14 protein-coding genes are annotated in these 19985 nt (G+C 40.3%); 5 read left to right on the top strand and 9 right to left on the bottom strand.

The annotated features are described in order from the left end of the window. Positions 1-22: 22 nt before the first annotated feature. From B2O97_RS17700 to B2O97_RS17670, 7 genes are all read right to left on the bottom strand, one after another. Complete coding sequence (locus tag B2O97_RS17700; RefSeq protein ID WP_286767788.1) at positions 23-2593, bottom strand: flippase-like domain-containing protein; 2571 nt, start codon at positions 2591-2593, stop codon at positions 23-25. 115 nt (positions 2594-2708) lie between these two features. Beyond that, positions 2709-5228, bottom strand: a complete 2520-nt coding sequence (locus tag B2O97_RS17695) for a DUF5686 and carboxypeptidase-like regulatory domain-containing protein (protein WP_159333429.1) — start codon at positions 5226-5228, stop codon at positions 2709-2711. Between the two features lie 51 nt (positions 5229-5279). Further along, positions 5280-5978, bottom strand: a complete 699-nt coding sequence (locus B2O97_RS17690) for an AcvB/VirJ family lysyl-phosphatidylglycerol hydrolase (protein WP_159333430.1) — start codon at positions 5976-5978, stop codon at positions 5280-5282. Positions 5979-6081: 103 nt separating this feature from the next. After that, complete coding sequence (locus B2O97_RS17685; protein ID WP_046672782.1) at positions 6082-6900, bottom strand: DUF4249 family protein; 819 nt, start codon at positions 6898-6900, stop codon at positions 6082-6084. A gap of 5 nt (positions 6901-6905) precedes the next feature. Then, positions 6906-9476 carry a TonB-dependent receptor gene (locus tag B2O97_RS17680; protein ID WP_159333431.1) on the bottom strand — a complete coding sequence of 857 codons (2571 nt, stop codon included), beginning with the start codon at positions 9474-9476 and terminating at the stop codon, positions 6906-6908. A gap of 18 nt (positions 9477-9494) precedes the next feature. Continuing rightward, positions 9495-10505, bottom strand: coding sequence for a FecR family protein (locus tag B2O97_RS17675; RefSeq protein ID WP_070561264.1), 1011 nt, complete (start codon positions 10503-10505; stop codon positions 9495-9497). Positions 10506-10507: 2 nt separating this feature from the next. Then, on the bottom strand, positions 10508-11122 hold the full coding sequence (locus B2O97_RS17670) for an RNA polymerase sigma factor (RefSeq protein WP_112374885.1): 615 nt from the start codon (positions 11120-11122) through the stop codon (positions 10508-10510). A 200-nt stretch (positions 11123-11322) separates the two neighbouring features. On the opposite strand from B2O97_RS17670, the gene B2O97_RS17665 reads away from it, so the two are divergent. The 4 genes from B2O97_RS17665 (at position 11323) to B2O97_RS17650 (ending at position 15911) form a co-directional block, all read left to right on the top strand. Next, positions 11323-13323 carry a thioredoxin domain-containing protein gene (locus tag B2O97_RS17665; protein WP_159333432.1) on the top strand — a complete coding sequence of 667 codons (2001 nt, stop codon included), beginning with the start codon at positions 11323-11325 and terminating at the stop codon, positions 13321-13323. A gap of 36 nt (positions 13324-13359) precedes the next feature. Further along, complete coding sequence (locus tag B2O97_RS17660) at positions 13360-13857, top strand: FKBP-type peptidyl-prolyl cis-trans isomerase (protein ID WP_046672788.1); 498 nt, start codon at positions 13360-13362, stop codon at positions 13855-13857. Positions 13858-13959: 102 nt separating this feature from the next. Then, a complete protein-coding gene (locus B2O97_RS17655) occupies positions 13960-14649 on the top strand; it encodes an SMUG2 DNA glycosylase family protein (RefSeq protein ID WP_286767787.1) in 690 nt (229 codons plus the stop codon). A gap of 527 nt (positions 14650-15176) precedes the next feature. Continuing rightward, positions 15177-15911, top strand: a complete 735-nt coding sequence (locus tag B2O97_RS17650) for a hypothetical protein (RefSeq protein ID WP_070560720.1) — start codon at positions 15177-15179, stop codon at positions 15909-15911. Positions 15912-16220: 309 nt separating this feature from the next. On the opposite strand, the gene mnmD is transcribed toward B2O97_RS17650, so the two are convergent. Then, complete coding sequence (gene mnmD / locus B2O97_RS17645) at positions 16221-16886, bottom strand: tRNA (5-methylaminomethyl-2-thiouridine)(34)-methyltransferase MnmD (protein WP_070560722.1); 666 nt, start codon at positions 16884-16886, stop codon at positions 16221-16223. Between the two features lie 574 nt (positions 16887-17460). Here mnmD and B2O97_RS17640 point away from each other — a divergent pair. Next, positions 17461-18711 carry a dicarboxylate/amino acid:cation symporter gene (locus tag B2O97_RS17640; protein ID WP_070560724.1) on the top strand — a complete coding sequence of 417 codons (1251 nt, stop codon included), beginning with the start codon at positions 17461-17463 and terminating at the stop codon, positions 18709-18711. 88 nt (positions 18712-18799) lie between these two features. Here the strand turns inward: B2O97_RS17640 and B2O97_RS17635 are convergent, their stop codons facing one another. Further along, positions 18800-19759: a lipid A deacylase LpxR family protein gene (locus tag B2O97_RS17635; RefSeq protein WP_070560726.1), complete on the bottom strand. Its 960-nt coding sequence runs from the start codon at positions 19757-19759 to the stop codon at positions 18800-18802. Between the last annotated feature and the right edge of the window lie 226 nt (positions 19760-19985).

Raw genomic sequence — 19985 nt, 5'->3', positions numbered from 1 at the left:
ATTTCCAGCTAATATCTGCTGATCACTTACCGGCATTTGATTTCATTGCCTTATCAATCACCAAAGGCACTGAAATCAAATCCAAATCATGTGAATACACCACAAATTTCTCGACCCAGCAGGGATCAAATTTTTCCTTAAATTCTTTTAAGCCCTTTGGTTGACGGAAGTAAGGATTATTTTCATATAAAAAACTGATCAAACGTTCAACGAGCCCTTTTTTCTTGTCAAATCCTGAAAAAGGAGCCAGTCCCATATTGAGAAAAGAATAACCTTCCTCTTTGCAATATTCTAAAAAACGGATAATCAATACATCCATATTTCCGCCTGGTGCATCTTGCAATTTCCGGATAAGATCATACGTCGCCTCGTCCGGAGCATAATTGGGAATGATATTCAAAAAGGCCAAAATGCGCCCTTCGTTATCCTCCAAAGTAATTACATGGCTATTTTTAATCTTACCAACGTCAAACATGCCCTGAGAAAAAACACGTTCTGAACGCTTCATGTCTCTTAACCAATGATCCGACACAACCTGTAATTTCTGAAGCAAACCATTGGATAACGGCGCGCGATATAAATTCGAAACAAAGCCTTTCTTTTCAATGCTATTCACCGCATTCCGGAGTGATTTGCGTTTCTTTCCTTCCAGCGAAAAATTATCGACATTGACAATGGCCTCTTCTCCAATCAGAAAAGATTTTTTGCCCAACTGCTTAAAAACCCCCAAATGTCTACCGTCAACGCGGTAATAAGCTGTTTTTAAACTCGATTTGCGACAATAGTGTTCAAATGCATTTATCAGTTCTTTCATGGCATCTTCAGTATCTTCACAAACGGGACCTTCGAGCACCATCGCAAAACCATAACATTTTTTATACGCAATAAAGCCTGTCAGCTCCTTGTTAAAGAAAAGATCTTTATCGCCATAGGTCTTAAAGTAATCGACAGGTGATTTACCATAACGCTCCAAAATGCGCTGCGCGATTTCCATCTGTCCATCCACCTCTTCCTCCGCTAACTGACATGGGTTGACCATCCAGTAGAATAATGCGGAAAGACTGATCACACTAAAAAAATTGATAGAATACAAAAAGTATTGTCCTATGGCTGTCTGCGGCTCTGCGAAATCACCATTGAGCAGTACAAAACCGTGTAATGTATTGCTCACTGCATTTACAATGGTGAAGTCCGTATTAAAATGCTTCGCATTCAAGAAATAAAAGCCCGTAATCCCATACAGAAGCACAACCCCAATAAGCCACAAAACCAAGCTGAGATTTAAAGAGCTTAGCCTTCTGTTACTTTGCACAAAGTAATGTTTCGATGAATAGAGTAACATCAGCAACACCAAAAAAGCAAACCAGGCTTCTTCAAAATCCAACCCTTTGGAAAGATTGGCAATAATAGAAAGTGAACATAACGCAACCGCAACATACCAAGCCATACGTAGTCCCTTCAACAAAAAGCCCGAACACATCACCAACAATATACCGAAGAAAAGTACCGCTGCATTTGAAAAATTTAATGCATCATAAGATATAAATTGCTTTAATGCCGTTATACGGCTATGGATAGCCGGCGTCAAGACCGAGATGATATTAATAAGGCCCATCACAAAAATAAAAACAGATGGAAGTATCCGAACAAAGATGTTGTTTTTATTCACGAAGAAACTAATTCCACCCAATGCCAACGGTCCCCAAAACTCAAATAAACGATATAAAAGGGATATAGAAATCGCCTGTTCTTCGCTGTAGCCAAACTTACACAGAATGACAACCATTGACACCTCGATAAGTCCAACCCCCTTCATCAACGGTGAAAAACAATAGACCAAGGTTCCGACTGCATAGGTTACCGTACAAGCCAATAACGATGTTTCAAAACCTAAAGCAAGCATAGCAATATAGATATGCAAAATCCCGACAAGCTCAATGGCTGTTGCCCAAAGTAGACTTTGCAATACAGCCCAAAAATCTACGCCTTTTTTATGGAGTTCATCCCAGGTACCTGCAACAAAAGGGAAATGACGTATTGTAAAATTGTATGCTCGGCCACCACGGTAAAATGAGCTGCAGTACCAGCCAAATCCCAGCAGTAGGGCGCTAAAAACAAGCATAATCCCGATGATTTGCATATCAAGACCTGCGATTCCAACAAACAGAAAAACAAAAAGACAGAGGATAAATAAGGACACTAAACTAATGACGGCATAGATAACAGAAGAAAGATTGGCGTTTGCATCATCAATTCCCTCCTGATTGACCTCTTTCTTAAAGAAAGCCAGTGAGGTAAATCCACCTACCGGAAGAAAGACACTGATAAAGTTTCTTTTTAGAAATAGGCGGGTAGCCCCACCCAGTGATAGTTTTTGTTGCAAAGACTTAAAACTATAGACATAGACCAAACCTTGCATGGCGATATAAGCCAAAGAAACCACAATCCCGATTGCCACCCAAAATAACGAGCTTGACTGGATAAGCCCTACCGACGATGCTAGCTCCTGTCTTTGATTTGCAAAAAAATATACAGCACCCAAAATGACCAATAGGCCCAACAAGGATTTCCAGATCAACATCTTGTTTTTCATCAGCATAATTACCTCTCGAATTGACAAACCCAATTATTTCGTTTTTCTAAACCACTTTTACTAATGACATCATTTCCTCAAAATAGTCCCAATCCAATTTGTCTTTTTTCAAGCATCAAAAATCAATACCGATCTTTGCCCGCACACCCCATGGAGATACCCCCGGATTATCCAGGTACGTAAAACGGCGAACCAGATCGACCCGTAAAATTTTAAAGATATTACTCAGCCCAACACTACCTTCTATATAGGCCCCATTATTAAGCGAGAACAGCTGCGGTTCGCGCGGATCCTTGGGCAATTCATCAAAATTTTTTGTGTATCTGTTGGAGGCATCAACAGCGCCATACAACATCTTTACAGAGGCAATCTCCCGGAGATCCAGTTTTTTTAAAAGCGGAACTTTATTCAGAAAAAAACCATTAAATGAATGTTGAAGCAATAGTGATGTATATTTATCGCTCATAAATTCCATCGAATTCATCAAATTGTAGGAGTTGAGCTGGTACGAATACGTTTGATTTGCCCGATGAATAATCATCAGCGGATAAGGAACCTTTCCAAATTGGATACCCGATTCAAATACGATATCGGCAAAACCAAATTGAGACGCAAAAAATCGCTTATTGGCATTTAATATGAAACGTTGGTAGTTATAATCTCCACCCAATAAACCTTTCACACCAACCTGTGCGGCTAAGGTAAAAATTGGTTGGCCCGTATTGATGATACGTCGATAACGTTTTCCCTGGTATAATTTCTCATGTGGAGCCCAGCGAATCTCTCCGGTGAAAGCAGAAGTCCACAGCTCATTGCCGTTACTTCTTCTAAAAGCGCGACGGTCATACGTTAAGATACCACCCGGGCTAAGGATTTGATTGAAGAACCCCACTTTAAAGGATAAATGGTTTTCAAACTCCTGCCAATATTCGATCTGCCTCCGCTGTAGATAAAACATTTTGTCATTTTCCCCTCTTCTGAATGAAAGCAAAAAATTGTCATTGTCAATAAAATTGAGATCCTGGCCCGGCACCTGCACCTCTTTACTAACCTTAGCGGAGACTAACTTTACCGGAAATTTGTATACCGATGCACCGTTAAGGGAGTAAGTAGCCCCCATATTATATTTCCATTGCCTATCATTCGTACCATAGGCACCATAACCATCCAGGACCAATGTCTTGCTAAAAATATCCGTCGTGTTGCCCCCAAATTTAAATCGGCTTCCTTCGACAGGGTTAAAACTATAGAATGAAGGTACTGGCCCTATTTCGATAACACCGCGGCCATAATACCCCGACATGATAAAGGAGCCCAATGCCATCAGGTTTTTGAAAGATTTTGATTGTTTTAAACTATCGATATTCGTAAAGGCCTGCGCCTCCAGCTTACTCAGTTTCTCAGGTCTCGCAAGATTCCAGTCAATTCCATTCGGATTCTGTGGTCCTGTTCGTGTCAAAGCTTTACCATTAACAGCAAGCTGTGTTTCACTGGAAGGTGACCTGCTGGTCACTTTCTCCCCAAACAAACCCATACCATCCTTAAAAATCCCCATGTCTATCGTCAGGACTCCCCTACTCAGAAAAAGACGATGTGCTTGATTTTCCGAATAATTCAAAACAATATTTAACCCCTTCACCCAATTGATATTGGTCGCTTCGTTGATGGTCAGCTCCGCTTGATCTAAGGCATAACTCCCATCTAAGCGGATATAGATGAAGCCTGAAAAAAGCGCATCCTCCCTATTGCGTGGCTCTACGCGTATTTTGGCATGCCAAGGTTTACTATCTTTCAAAGTGTCAACCAGGTAATATTTATAAAACGAAGGTGCCAACGTCGCTATAGGGCTCAAAAACCGTCTATTCCCAATAGAGACATCCGTATCATAGATATTTGTTTCGCCATAGATTTTATCCAGATACTCATCAATACCGTCTTCATCCAGGTACTGATCTACGCGCGACTGATTCTCCCCCAGTAAAATAAAGTTATTACCTTTAACGGCATCCAATTTTCGCTGACCGATTTTTTCATCCATGAATATGGGTACCAGCGATCTCCCGGGATACTTTAGCGTATCCATCCCCTTTTTCAAGAATCCGAAACGTTTGAGTAAGCGGGATTTATCCACCTTTTGATTTTGGATAGACAGGGACATCGATAGCTTCTCATATTCCTGATAGCTACCCGCTGCCCCATTTAGGGCATTATTTTCGTCTCTTTTTTCAATTACTTTACGGATTAAATCGACTGTTGGATTATGTTTATTCGTGTATTTCCTCTTTTTAGGCGCATTCACGACAACTTCATCAAGACTTTGTTGTTCATCTTCCAAACGGATAATAAGAATCTTCTTGCCCTGGGCGACACTCATCGGAAATACCTGTTTTTTATAGCCAACGGCACTAAATAATAATTCCCAGTTGTCAGGCACGGATGATAGTTGAAAATGCCCCTCTTTATTTGTTGCTACAGATCTGGCCGTGTGGGAAAGCGTTACAGTAACACCTTGAATGGGTTTTGCTGATGAGGCATCGAGGACAATTCCTGTTAATGAAGCTCCTTGTCCAAATAGTCGAGAAGTAAAGAACAGTAAAACCAATAAGAAACGATATTGCATAAAAAAACCTTGCATCTAAATTCAGTAGGATGACAAGGTTTTTATAAAAAAGTCCTAGTGCGATTGCTATCTTAATCGCACAGTATTATAAATCGTCTTAAAATCACGATTATAATTATGCGGTCCAGCCAATACATCGACCTTTAATCCCGCATTACGAAACATTTTCACGAGATCTTCTTCGCCCTCTTTACAAAAAACATAAGTCGAAGGGATTTGCTTTAGCTTCAACACTTCAGCAAGTACCTCATAGCCATTGGCTTTCTGTTTCCAGTTGAGCATTGTCGATACGGTCACCTCAAAGCTCGCATACTGATCGGGTGATAAATAGGTAACATGCCGGATAGCTTTTTTCAATGGATCCGAAAAATTATTCAGGACAAAGGGCAACACTCCGGCAGAAAATGAATGTCCTATCAAATAAATCTGGTCACAGTCCCATTCTTTTCTGAAATGGTCAATATATCGTTCGAATTCCCTGCCCGCTTCTTGTGGTGTTTTCTTTTTCCAGAAATATTTTTTTGCATCGATGACCAAACGAGGATATCCATCGAGCGAAAAGTAAGCTAACAGGCTTTTACTAAAATCATTATAACCGCCATCACCCGTAATAAATACAAGCATTGTTTTTTGTTTGTTATTGGCATCTTTAAGTGGAATAACGTAACTTGGTAGTACTTCTGCGTGTACTGGTTTTAGGGCAAGACTTAGCCAAAAAAATAGCAATAGCAATAATCTATCTGTTTTATAATGTGCAGTGTTCATGTGTATATAATATGTGTAAATATTTGCTTTGAATAATAACAATGCCTGTGACCACCTGGGATGATTCATTAATAAATACGCCGTGAAATCCTTTCCTCTGACACTATTTACCGGTTCTAATGTCCTTTATTGGAATAGATTTACGCACACCGTCCATCACATAAAAAAAACCAAGGGCATTATTCGAAATATTACCTTCGACATTAGCAGGTACTGCAGACAATAAACCTTTCCATTCCGTCTCCTGAAATAGATTATAAATAAAACGGGAGTAACGTGGCGATTCAGAAAACTTAGAGACGATTAAACTATCCTTCAACGATACTTCATAGTTGTAGGTCTTCCCAAGTAAGTTGTTCAGTACGTTGGGCGCGCCCAAACGATAACTATAACTAAAAGGAGATCGAAAAGAAGAGATATCGTCTTCGGAAAAATCCTTTTGCGGCATAATAAGCCATTTATTAGAAGTTCGCATCCCGAACAGATGTTTACTGACTTTTACCCCCCATTTGCCATTCAAGTTATTTTTTTCTACCGGCAGAAAGGCATTTTCAATCGGTATCACGGGTATCAATTGATCCTGTGCTTCATATGATTTCCCATTCAAAGTAATCGTAAGCTGAAATACATTTCCTACGGTGTCCTTGAGGTTGAACAGCTCCCCATAGTAAAGCCCTTCACCCAAATCATTGAATTCAATCGTATTGGGACCATTGGTTACCCGGACGGTGGCTCCGCTAATCCCAATAGTCCCTGAATTAGACTTTAGCCCATCCAATTTCTTTAATTGGATATACTGCTCTTTGTACATTGTATTAATCCCGCCTTCAACAATCATATCGTACGATTGCCCCTCGTCTACAGCTGACTTCTGACAGGAAACCACTAAAAAACAAGCAACTATAATCAATAAGAATCTCATATCAATCAAAATCTCATGGTGTAACTAATTGAGGGAACCCGCCCGGAAAAGGATGTTTTCTGAATTGCCAAATTCCCATTGCTATCTTCGGAGAAACTATAATAAAGTGGATTGCGCTGATCAAATATATTATATAATCCAAAATTCAAGGTGTGTCTTCTCCCTCGCTCTCGCTGCCTTATCGTTTCCAAATCTACCGAGCAATTTAGATCAAAACGACTAAACGTAGGCATGCGATGGGAATTACGGCTTGAATACACTGGAACATATATCCCCTCATATTCCATAAATCCTATTGGATAGGTTAAAGGTCTCCCTGTATGAATCGTATAAAAAGCACTGAGATGCACCGACCTCCCCAAATCGTAGGACAAGTTGCTCTTAAGCACATGTGGAATATCGAAATTGGCGGCATACTCTTTTCCTTTATTGATGCCGTTGATCTTCCGAAAAGATCTGGACCAGCTATAGAAAATACTGCCCGAAAACTCACCGATACGCTGATTGACGGATAATTCTAGTCCATAGGCACGCCCCTTTCCTTGGCGCAATTGTGTTTCGATAAATGGGTTGAGTATAAGCTGCGCATGATCGATCAATTCGACCTGATTGCCCATTCTCTTCCAATACCCTTCCAGTCCGATATTTCCACGATAAAATAATCTGTTGATACGAAAAGAAATCGCGTCAACATATTGTGGTTTAATATTTAATCCCGCCGGTACCCATGCTTCCAACGAGGAAAAAGCAAGTTCATCGTTCTGTAATAACTGCAAATACTGATAGCTCCGATTATAAGCCAGTCTGAAAGCGTAATCATTGCCCATTTTATATTGCAAAGACAGGCGTGGCTCTAAACCATAATACGACTTTTTCTTGTCGGCATCGTTCGACAGGGGCCTATACGAGCTGCCATCCAATAAATAATAGCGTCCAAAGGAGGCATTAAAAAAGGCATTCGCCCGCATTCCCGCAACAATCCGGAAGGCGGAATCAATCTTCCAGTTAAAAGAAACATAACCCGTATAATCATAGGCCTGGGCCCTAAAGATATTATCCTCCGTATTTGAATTTACCGGCGATATCTCCCCGGGATTAAAACGATGTAAGGTTCCCTGGAGACCAAAATCCAAGGTGCGATCCAATCCCATAAAATACGTAAAATCGGATTTCAAACTAAAGTCGCGTATCCGTGTCAACCAGATCTGATTGTCACTCGATTCAGGTTTGCTCACATCCAATTTATTATGATAATCACTGAATATAGCCGAAAGGTTCATAAATAGTCGGTCACTATGCACATGGTTCCACCGCAAAGTAGAAGTCCAATTACCCCAACGATTGGTATTCTTATTCGGTGAAATAACTTTATCTTGCCCGTAGTAACCCGAAAGGTAAACCCGATTTTTCTCGTCAAAAGTATAGTTGAACTTCACGTTATAGTCACTGTACTTACCTTTGACATTAAACAGCCGATAATCTGTATTAAAAGCATTTAATATACTTCCCCGTGCAGTGGCAATGAAAGCACCTTTTCCTTTTTGTATAAATGGCCCCTCAGCACCAACCCGGGCAATCAATAAACTTGATCCACCAAAAACATGAAAAGCATTGGCATCGCCGTCTCTGGTACTCATATCCATAATGGAAGAAAGACGTCCCCCTAAATTTGCAGGGATAGCATCCTTATAAAGCTGTGTATTCTTCAAGATATCCGAATTAAACACCGAGGTTAAACCGAATAGATGCGATGGATTATAAACAACGGCTTCATCAAGCAAAATAAGATTCTGGTCTTTACCGCTTCCCCTTACAAAAAGATTACTGCCACCTTCTGTTAATCCGTTAATCCCATTTTGCATCTGTAATACCTTCATGATATCAGCCTCGCCTTTATAAAATGCATTTCTTCGTGTTTGGGTCCAATTGATCTTATCTGTAAAACTTCCCATGTGCTGCGCTGTCAAAGAAGAATCAACATTAACCACCACCTCACTCAAGTTGAAATCTACCGGAGCAAGCTTAATGACCAGGTAATTATTTTCTAACGCAGCATTTAAAGAGACTGCCCTTGTTTTATAGCCCAGATAACTTACATAACAACTGTATTCGCCCCGTGGTAATGTCAGTGAGTAAAACCCATATTTATTACTTAAACTACTTTTGTTTTTCTCCGCGATCAACAAAGTGGCACCAATCAGGTTTTCACCGCTCAGACTGTCCACCACACGTCCTTTTATGGTAAAAGTTTTATCTTCCTCATAGAAGATCAGCGCTCTATTGATAATTGTAAATCCAACATTGGAATCTTTCAGCAAATAATTAAGGACTTCTTCCAAACTGGACTTGTCGAACGAACGACTATAGATGATGTCCTTGTTAAAAATCTGCTCATCATAGGACATGGATATATCGTATGTTTTATGAATTTCGGTAAGTATCTGAATGATCTGTTTGTTGTGCGTGTCAATTGAGATCCGTAATTCAGCAGGGGAGCTCTGTCCCATGGCTTTCGAACATACAACCATAACTAACCAGCAGAAAAAGAGCAGACGATACAGGATCCTATCTTTCATATCAGCAACGCGAAGAGTCTATTCGTAGATACTATATCCCTTTTTACCAGTTTTCCATTTCACGTTTAAGGTTTTGGAAAGAATCTGAACGATCTCATTGAGCGTCTGCCCATCAAAATACATGCTGAGCTTCCGTGCTTTTAAACTATCTCCAACGACAGTTATATTCGCCCGAAAGTGCTTTTCCAAATCTGAGCAGATACTATCCAACCGAACATTTGAGTAGCTCAGCTTTTGCGCTACGTCAGTATCATTGTCTACCGACAGATCAATTTTAGATAAAGACGCTGTTTGTCTTTTATAAAGGCCCTTTTGATTTTTCTGTAAAACAAGCTCTTCCGCATGGTCTCCTTTTCCACTGCTTAAAGCCACTATCCCCTCCTTAACAAGTACTTCGACATCATCTTTTAGTAGGTTGACTTCAAAGGTAGTGCCGATATCACGTACATAATTATGTTCAAGATCAACCACAAAGGAGCTTCCTGTTTGATGTTTGACATCGAATAGCGCTTTTCCCTTTTTGAGCTCGACAGTTCTTTGCTGTGGAAATGTCCTTTTGTTGAACATCGCTTCAGCTCCGGCCTGTAGTGTGATGATCGAACCATCGGGAAGTAGGGTAGGCTGCTGAGCTACTGATCCATATAATCGGATTTCATTGCCCATCCAACGGTCAAAGTTCAGGTAAGCGGCAAAACCGACCACGAACAATACGGCTGCAGCCACAAATTTCATCCAGGGTTTCCAGATTGTTCGTACCGCTGTCGCGATCTCCGGTTTTTGATGATCCCCTGTTTTATCCAACTGATTTTTAAATTTTTCCCATTGGCTACCAGTATCTACTTTTTTATAGCGTTCCAGTACTATAAGGTCGTCAGCTATACTTCTAACTTCCTGGTATAGCTCGTGGTTCTCCACATCCTCCGAAATCCAACGCCCAAGCAACACTCCTTCCCTTTCGGAAATAGTCCCATCCAGCTCTTTCTGAATCAAGTCATAAGGAATAAATCTTGAAGTATTGTTTTCTTCCATAACTATAAGATAATAAACTGGACAAAAAGTCCTAATGAAAAAAATAAAAAGCCAATGAGAAGCAACAGAAAAGTTTTTTGCTTGGCCAAAGCGACCCGAATTTTATCGTAGGCAATGGTCAGATGATTTTTAACCGTTTTTATGGAGATTCCCAATTGATCTGCGATTTCCTGTTGTTTCATCTTATCGTACTTACTCATAAGAACGATTTTTCGACACTGCGGCGGCAGTCCTTCCAGTATACTTTCGATCATCAACAACTTGGATTCGTAAAGTGCGGCACGATCAGTTTCATCTTCATCATCGGTCAGATCCAATTCCTTGCTATAATCGTTATTCCGTTCCAATAAACGTTGATTCTTTTTGAGGTAGGTAAGCGAAAGGTTGATAACGCTACGAGATAGGTAAGCTCCCAGTGATTGACTAATAGCCAACTTGCCTGCATTTTCCCATAACATCATAAATACGTCGTTGGTGAGCTCTTCAGCGATGGCCTCCTCACGCACGTACCGAAAAGATAAGCTATACAATTTACGGAAATGGCTCTTATAAATAGCTTCAAAAGCATCGCGATCTTTTTGGACTATCTTCTTAAGCAGGTCAACGTCATTTGACATAGGACTTCGGTAAAGCTAATAATAAATGCATGTAAAAATAATCAAATTCATCGGACATTTTATAACATCTAATTAATTTTCAAGCTAATGAGCTTACTTTAAACACGACGTAGAAATTAAAAAAAACGCTACACCGTAGTCTCCGTATATTATCTTTGAGTCGGACTCCTTAGTTATTACTTTTTCACTACCTTCGTCCTATGGCGAATCAATTGCAATTTGAAAATTCACCCTACCTTAAACAGCACGCACACAATCCAGTAGATTGGATGCCCTGGGGGCCGGAAGCTTTAAAAAAAGCAAAAGACGAAAATAAACTGATCATCGTAAGCATTGGCTACTCGGCTTGCCATTGGTGCCATGTGATGGAGCGTGAAAGTTTTGAAAACTCAGCCATCGCCCAAACCATGAATACGTTTTTCGTATCGATCAAAATTGACCGCGAAGAACGCCCCGATATTGATCAAGTGTATATGCTTGCGGTGCAACTGATGACCAATGCCGGGGGCTGGCCATTGAATTGTATCTGCCTGCCCGATGGGAGACCTATTTACGGTGGTACCTATTTCAAACCGCACGACTGGCAGAATATCTTATTGCAAATTGCACAAATGTGGGCGGAGAAACCCGAAGTCGCGTTTGACTATGCCGAAAAGCTAAACAATGGCATTCAACGGGCCGAGAAACTCCCCATCCATCCCATCCCCGATCAATACACGATTGAAAATTTAAATGAAATTGTTGCCCCTTGGACCGAGATGTTCGATAAAAAAGAAGGTGGTTATCAAAGAGCGCCCAAATTTCCGCTACCAAACAATTGGTTATTCTTCCTAAAATATGGCGTACTTGCCGACGATCGGGAGATCTTAGATCATGTCCATTTTACATTAAAAAAGATAGCATCTGGTGGTATATATGACCAGATCGGAGGTGGCTTTGCCCGCTATTCGGTGGACCATTATTGGCATATTCCCCACTTCGAAAAAATGCTTTATGACAATGGCCAGCTACTGTCCCTGTATGCCGAAGCTTATCAACAAAGTCGGGATCCATTCTATAAACGGATTATCGAAGAAACGATTACTTGGGCCGAGCGTGAAATGCTTGCTCCAAACCATGGTTTCTATAGCGCTTTAGATGCCGATAGCGAGGGCATTGAAGGGAAATACTATTCCTTCTCCAAAGCTGAATTTGACGAGGTATTGGGCGATGATGCCCCCCTACTCGGGCAATATTTTAACATAACCGAAGTCGGCAACTGGGAGGAGCAGAAAACCAACATTCCTATTTGCGCCATTAATGCAGACCAGTTAGCAACAAAGGTCAATATGTCAGCTGACGAATGGGCAGATTTTCTAAAAATTTCAAAGAAAAAATTATACAACTATCGTGAACAACGGATCCGTCCGGGACTCGACCATAAGCAGCTGACCACCTGGAATGCTTTATTTCTAAAAGGACTAATAGATGCTTATCACAGTCTTGGGAACAGCCATTTTCTCGAACTCGCTTTAAACAATGCCCAGTTTATCTGTACACACCTTATTCAAGACGACCTCCAGTTATTGCACCAACCAAAAGATAACAACAGAGCGATCGCAGGCTTCCTGGATGACTATGCATTCACTATTGAAGCCTTTATAGCCTTATATGAAGCGACATTTGACCTCAATTGGCTCACAAAAGCAAGACAGCTTGCCGATGAGGCCATTGCATTGTTTTACGATGGATCACAAAAAACATTCTACTATACGTCGACAGCGGCGGAGGAACTTATCGCACGGAAAAGCGAAATTTTGGATAACGTAATCCCGTCCTCTTCCTCGACAATGGTTCGCCAATTGAAACGATTAGGTTTACTTTTTGACAATGAAAATTACATCGCCATTACAGACCAATTGCTAGCGAATGTATTCCCGCAAATCAAGACTTATGGTTCGGCCTATTCAAATTGGGCAATATTATTGCTAGAAGAAATATATGGAATCAATGAAATTGCATTGACGGGGGATAAAGCGATGGCTTTCAAAAATGAACTCGGCAAATATTATATTCCTAACAAAATTGTTCTTGGCGGTACGGAAGAAAATCTTCCATTGCTAGAACATAGAGTCGGAAAGGAGACAAAAGCATATCTTTGTAAAAACAAGACCTGCAGTCTACCACAGGATTCAATACAAGCGTTAATAAATTATATTTAATAAACGGTAGCCTCGGCTTCCAAAAATCAAAATCAGATGGCTATAAAAGCAAACGACGTCGTAGCATTGACGTACAGACTTCACACAGTAGAAAACGGTGAAAAAGTTTTCGTTGAAGAAACAACTGCAGAACAACCTTTAGATTTCTTATATGGTGTAGGTATGATGTTACCTAAATTTGAAGAAAACATCGCAGACTTAAACGTTGGTGATAAGATTTCATTTGAATTGGCACCGGATGATGCTTACGGTCAAAAAGACGACAGAGCATTCGCACAATTGCCAGTAGATATGTTCAAAGAAACAGGTTTACCTCCAGTAGGAGAAGTATTGCCTTTACAAGACAATCAAGGAAACCAATTCCGCGCTGTCGTAGCTGAGGTTACTCCAGAAGTAGTTGTTGCTGACTTAAACCACCCAATGGCTGGTAAAACATTAAATTTCGATATTGAAATCTTAACTGTACGTCCTGCTACTGAAGAAGAGTTGTCTCACGGACACTCGCATGGTGTAGACGGTACGCAAGGTCACTAATCCTGACTCAAGATACTAAAAAACAAAGCCGGATGTCAGATGACACCCGGCTTTGTTTTTTGCTTATTTAAAAACCGTATCTTGTTTTTAAACACACGAACGATGCTAACATTTGCGGAAAAAGTAGTTTTATTCAATAAACATCTTCATTATCAGGGAAGTCTTCCCCCAGCATTCAATGTAATTAACCCCTACCTTGACAACCCCGAAACATTGGTCGTGATGGAACAGTTCTACCATAAATATTATAATGATAATCTAACAAGAAAATTCATTATCGGTATCAATCCAAGCAGACACGGTGCAGGAGTAACGGGAGTTCCTTTTACGGATACCAAAAGATTAGCCAGTGCATGTGGCATAGAGATGCTTTCTGCGCATACGCATGAAATATCTTCAGTGTTTATGTACGATATGATTGAAGCCTATGGTGGCCCCGATATTTTCTATAAACAATTTTATATCAATTCACCCTTTCCCCTGGCGATTATCCGAGAAACGAAACCCAACAATTGGATCAATGCAAACTACTATGATGATAAAACACTTTTCGACATGGTCAGCCCTTTTATGCTTGATTCATTGAAACAACACATCGCTATGGGCTTAGCGACGGAGGAGGTCTTTGTGCTCGGAAAGAAAAATGCAACCTTTCTCGCTAAGATCAACAAAGAAGAAAAGTTGTTTGGAAAAATGACCGTCCTAGACCACCCACGCTATATACAACAATATAAATCCAAAGACAAACTGCACTACATCGATAATTACATCAGCGTGCTGAGCACAGAATAGGTTATCGCACATGTAAACTCTAAACAAAAATTTAGAAAAGCATAAAATAATTTGTATCTATATTCCAAACAAATTGAATATTATAATATACATTTTGAAAATTAAAAGATATATATGCATATATTAACAGAACGAAGTCCGAGTTAACCAACCGATTTGACCATCCGTTTGAGTCACTTCGAAGCAATTTCCGCCCTTATTCGTACCAGGAAGCAGATAGATGCATGCCCCGACCATACTGTTACCTCCTCATTTCCGGGTTTCACTCGGACTCACCACGGACTCATGGTGCTTGCAGTATGCTAGCAATCCGACGCTATGACGAATGTTTTCCAAAGAAGATTGGAATGAATTCCAAATCAAACATATCATTCCGTAGCGAATGAAATACGTTTTCATTATGAGTTTAATAATTGGCCTTTGACAACGATTGCCATAATTAAAATCAGAGGCAAAGCCCAATTTTAAATCTATTAAAAACAAACAACTATTTGTTTTTCAGTTATTTAAATACATATATTTACAATATGGCAACGATAGAAAATGGAACTCTGAAAGGCTTAGTTGGGAACGTGGTCTTTCGACAATCGAATGAAAAAACAATTGTCCAGACGAAAGTAGGACGGAAACCAAAACAAACCAAAGGGACAAAAGCCGCCTCCGTAAGCTTTGGAGTGAGCAGTGCGATTGGCGCTTACATACGACGGACGATGGCAGAAGTACACATGGGTTTTTATGATAGCAATATGCACAATCGCTTAGTAACTCAGTTGCAGCGAGTGAACGGCCCTAGCGGACATATATCCAAAGAAAAATCTATACGCAGCAATAAGATAAACCGTTTGGTCAATTTTCAATTCAATGAAAAATGCCATATGCAGGACTTTATGCATTTCGATCCACAGATCCAATTATTGGACAATAAGCAACTTACAATCCAGTTTCCAAAATTTGATAAACAAAAGGACATACGGCAGCCAAAAAATTGCGACCTGCTCATCTTTAACCTCTTTATTGTCATGCTCAACTTTGAGCAGCAACAATATATTCATATCCATAGCCCCCAGATCCCCATCAACCTGCATACGGGACCCAAAATGGTTGAATTAGAACAGCTATCATTTGATGTAAACTATAAAGATGCAAAAACCGTACTTGTTGGTATGAACATCGAATATTATGGATTTCATCGCCATAAACATCTGTTATTAAATAACAAAAGCTTTCATCCAGCTGCAATAGTCGGTGCGTTTATTAATTAAGATGTGCAACTCTCAAAAGCTGATGTTATCACAATGCCTAATAAAATCGATTGGATTTAACAGCATTACTCATGGACGAAAATAGATCGTTTTTTTTCGCAACAGGCCTTTTCTTACCACTAGGTAACAAAATTTCCCTTAGATTCGTACTCTTCCAATTCCCTAAATGTAAGCTTTTTAACCTGTGTAAGCTTTGTATCACTCTGCTTAGCAATGAATCTGTGGCATCGTCATGTAGTTATTTCTTTCGTCATGTATGTTGATCCGTATGATTAACTCTTTCCGATGCTATTATAAAAGAATCATCCGCTACAACTTTGTGGCACGAAGCATTTCTCGCTTCCCTGGTGCTCCGGGAGCCTTTTCTATCGAAAATCCCAATGCTTTCATACTGCGTTTGAGGTTCCCGGTAATCGCATAAGTCACAAAAACACCACCCGGTTTAAGAAACTGTGCAATATGCCCCAAGGCAGCATCATTCCACATCTCAGGCTGATGCACAGCAGCAAAGGCATCAAAATAAACGACGTCAAATAAGCGGTCCGATTGAAAATTCATCAACAAGGTATGATCAATATGAAGTTTTAATTGTTCGTTAATCTGCACGTTTCCCGTCAAAGCCAGCTCGTATGCATTCAAATAACTTGTCCAAACAGTTGGGTGTACCGTCGCATCATAGCCCGTTGCAGCAATAGTAGACAAAGGCAGGGGAAATCCTTCAATTCCGACGTATTCCACCTGAAAAGATTTATCCCTAAGAAAGTCGGCTGTTTGTAGAAAATTCAAACCGGTACCAAAGCCAACCTCCAAGATACCAACGTCGGCGGCTCCTGTCGTTTGTACATAGTGGTCAAGCCCCGTTTTTATAAAAACATGCCTACTTTCCTGTACCGCACCGTGTTTCGAATGATAACATTCTCCTATTTCAGCATTAAACAAAGTTTTCGAACCATCTCCTGTCGTTACAAATTCCATTTTTATACAAATACGTTAAGTTCTAATTTTTACACATGGAGTCCAAACAAAGAAACGACGCCAAAACGAATGGCCTACTCCCTGCCCATGATGCATATCATTGCTACTGTCCAAAGATAAAAAAGCCAATGCCCGTATCAAAATCCTCACGGTTTTAGCAAGCCCGACCATCTTTCAGCGTAGACTAAAGGTGATGTCAACCAATTGACCAGTACATCGACTTCCAAATGAAAAAGCATATCAATACCGAGCGTATAGTAGGCATGGGTACCGCTATAAAAAAAATGCTTTCAATAAAAAAAGTCCAGTCGACAAAAGCGGATTTTTTCAGCAAGGTAAAACAAAAATGAACAAACACGCATAAATTCAGCTCGTTTTAATAGACCTATTCGAGAAAAACAGTATTTTAGCAATCTAAATAAGAAACATTCACAAAACCTAATGAAATATCCAAACCTAACAAGCGCAAGCAATACAACAGCATTGGATATTCTCCATGTGACCAAATACAAAGACAATTTAAGCAGTTCTTCCATGTGAATGAACTCCTTTTGAAATAACTAATCATACACCTATGAAATACGCTACAAAAACTTTTGTGCAGAATTACGGCAGTATCTTACTTCTACTCCTTGGGATCAGTATTGGAAGTTTGATCGGCATCTTCTTTCCGCATATCGTCAACAATCTTAAACCGATCGGTGACATTTTCCTAAACCTCCTCTTTGTCAGCGTCATACCATTGGTGTTTTTTGCCATATCCTCATCTGTTGCGAATATCAATGGCGACAGTGTACTGGGAAGGATCATCGGCATGATGTCGTTCGTATTTGTACTGGGTATTGTCGTCGCCGGACTGTCAAGCATCTGCTTCCTTTACCTCTTTCCAGTAGATGCTCCACTGCCTATTGAACAAACAAACAAGATCATGGAAACAGTTGTTCATGATTCTTGGGGTGAAAAAATGGTCCGCTTTTTAACCGTTAGCGAATTTTCAAGTTTATTATCACGACAAAATATGCTGGCCTTTGTCATCTTTTCGTTCCTCGTTGGCATTGCTACGCGCAAATCAGGCGCATCTGCAGAGACCTTCCGTAAATTTATAAACTCGGGCAATGTTGTGATGGGAAATCTGCTCGTGATGGTCATGAACCTCGCGCCCATTGGTTTGGGAGCATATTTTGCCTATCAGGTTGGAACATTAGGCCCTCAGCTTTTTGGTTTTTATGCCAAACCTATCGGTCTATATTACTTTTTTGGAATCTTCTATTTTTTCACGGTATTCAGTTTATTCGCTTTTTTTGCATTCGGACTAAAGGGAATTAAACGTTACTGGCAAAACAATATATTGCCTTCCTTGACCGCATTGAGCAGCTGCAGTAGTCTCGCCACCATGCCAGCCAACTTACTTGCAGCCAAGCAAATTGGAATCCCGGACAGCGTCGCTAGTGTCGTCATTCCCCTAGGCACAACATTGCACAAGCATGGATCCGCGATCGCCTGTATCTTTAAAATCTATATCGCACTTTTATTAAGCGGAAAGGAATTTTTTGATCCAGCCAATCTGATTATGGCGGTTGGCATTACGTTACTGGTGAGCATCGTAGCCGGAGGTATTCCTAATGGTGGCTACATCGGAGAAATGCTGATCATATCGGTTTATCAGATGCCAACGGAGGTGATCCCTTCCATTATGATCATAGCAACCCTCGTCGATCCCCTGGCAACAATGCTCAATGCTACTGGAGATACCGTGGCCGCTATGCTCACCACCAGATTGATCGGGCAAAAACTGGCTGACCCTATTCCCGAAAACCCAGGTTAAACAATCTCCAAACGACAAACATTTGAACGCTGGACCAACGAAGATCCTATCAAGCGGATCCATGTAGGTCCTACTTATGGCTGGCTGATCAAAAGCGGTACGCAAAAAACAGCTCGCCATATTGATGCCGGTGAAACACCGATTTGAGCTCTTTCGAATTGAAGATATAATTGATACCGTAATTGATCTTGTGGTTCGACCAATTGAAACCAATGCGATGACTAAGCATCCAAGGCTCAATAATGTATAGCTTACCCATGGGATCATTTTGATCTCTCCCGCCCTCTACGGTTGCGCTGTAAAAAATACGGGACATGCTTGGTTGATAGATAAAATACCATTCTTTATCATTGTCTGCTCTTCCTTGTGTCAAATGCCCATGTGTAAAGGTGGATGCCTGATAGGATTTCAGCTTGCCCAACCGGAGCGGGACCGCAATTCCCAGATTGGTATTATTCAGTCCAATGGTCCCTTCACCGATAATTCCCACATCAAATTGCTGGTTTTGACTGCGATATAGTCCTTTTTTATAGGTTGCACTTAAATCAATACCGAAGGAATTTCCAAGCTGCGTATCCCAACCTGTTGCCTCATACATACCAAATAGATGATGGATAAACTTCTGCGCTTCTTCACCGTAGGATTTAGGACCGATCTGCGCCAATTCGGTCTTGAATTCAACAACCTGATCCTGCGGTAAAAACCGCGTTACTCCTGCACTAAAATAAAGGTAACCTGCAAACGGTCTATCGTATTTTTTTTCCTGCCGTCTATAGTCAATGATACTGATACCGTTATAAATACGCTGGCCTATTTCAAAATCCAATACCGTATGTGAAGACTGTTTATCCAGTTTCCCCGGCAACGCAATCCTATAGTTTATATTGATACCATTTGTATAATAGCGGTCCTGACCGGTCAGGAGATAGACGTCATTGTCATTTTGAACAGCAATTTCCTGATTACGGAATTTCACCTGTCCAAAAACAAAAAAACAGGGAACTATAACAGCCCAAAAGAGGCCTAAAAATCGCAAAGCAACACTCATATTAACAGGAAATTGTAAAATTCATGCGATATCATTAGAACCAAAACAGCAAATTTCACTTCAAATTATTCAAAAGCATTCGAATCTAGCTTATTTTTCCAATTAATTCAAACTATTTAGAATAGATATAAATAATATGGAAAAGTTGCATTATTCCTTTCTTAGCGAATCTATTTGTAATTTTGCATTCGATTAGGTCTCAAATGTAATCAATTTGGGATTTTAG

This window comes from Sphingobacterium sp. UBA865 (assembly GCF_002295765.1).
Lineage (GTDB): Bacteria > Bacteroidota > Bacteroidia > Sphingobacteriales > Sphingobacteriaceae > Sphingobacterium > Sphingobacterium multivorum.
The sequence above is the reverse complement of the archived record's forward strand: the minus strand, read 5'-3'. Positions and strand labels throughout refer to the sequence as shown.

Excerpts from the sequence above, each read along its gene's own strand:
- B2O97_RS17700 (WP_286767788.1), bottom strand. The coding sequence starts at position 2,593 with ATGAAAAACAAGATGTTGATCTGGAAATCCTTGTTGGGCCTATTGGTC.
- B2O97_RS17695 (WP_159333429.1), bottom strand. The coding sequence starts at position 5,228 with ATGCAAGGTTTTTTTATGCAATATCGTTTCTTATTGGTTTTACTGTTC.
- B2O97_RS17690 (WP_159333430.1), bottom strand. The coding sequence starts at position 5,978 with ATGAACACTGCACATTATAAAACAGATAGATTATTGCTATTGCTATTT.
- B2O97_RS17685 (WP_046672782.1), bottom strand. The coding sequence starts at position 6,900 with ATGAGATTCTTATTGATTATAGTTGCTTGTTTTTTAGTGGTTTCCTGT.
- B2O97_RS17680 (WP_159333431.1), bottom strand. The coding sequence starts at position 9,476 with ATGAAAGATAGGATCCTGTATCGTCTGCTCTTTTTCTGCTGGTTAGTT.
- B2O97_RS17675 (WP_070561264.1), bottom strand. The coding sequence starts at position 10,505 with ATGGAAGAAAACAATACTTCAAGATTTATTCCTTATGACTTGATTCAG.
- B2O97_RS17670 (WP_112374885.1), bottom strand. The coding sequence starts at position 11,122 with ATGTCAAATGACGTTGACCTGCTTAAGAAGATAGTCCAAAAAGATCGC.
- B2O97_RS17665 (WP_159333432.1), top strand. The coding sequence starts at position 11,323 with ATGGCGAATCAATTGCAATTTGAAAATTCACCCTACCTTAAACAGCAC.
- B2O97_RS17660 (WP_046672788.1), top strand. The coding sequence starts at position 13,360 with ATGGCTATAAAAGCAAACGACGTCGTAGCATTGACGTACAGACTTCAC.
- B2O97_RS17655 (WP_286767787.1), top strand. The coding sequence starts at position 13,960 with ATGCTAACATTTGCGGAAAAAGTAGTTTTATTCAATAAACATCTTCAT.
- B2O97_RS17650 (WP_070560720.1), top strand. The coding sequence starts at position 15,177 with ATGGCAACGATAGAAAATGGAACTCTGAAAGGCTTAGTTGGGAACGTG.
- mnmD (WP_070560722.1), bottom strand. The coding sequence starts at position 16,886 with ATGGAATTTGTAACGACAGGAGATGGTTCGAAAACTTTGTTTAATGCT.
- B2O97_RS17640 (WP_070560724.1), top strand. The coding sequence starts at position 17,461 with ATGAAATACGCTACAAAAACTTTTGTGCAGAATTACGGCAGTATCTTA.
- B2O97_RS17635 (WP_070560726.1), bottom strand. The coding sequence starts at position 19,759 with ATGAGTGTTGCTTTGCGATTTTTAGGCCTCTTTTGGGCTGTTATAGTT.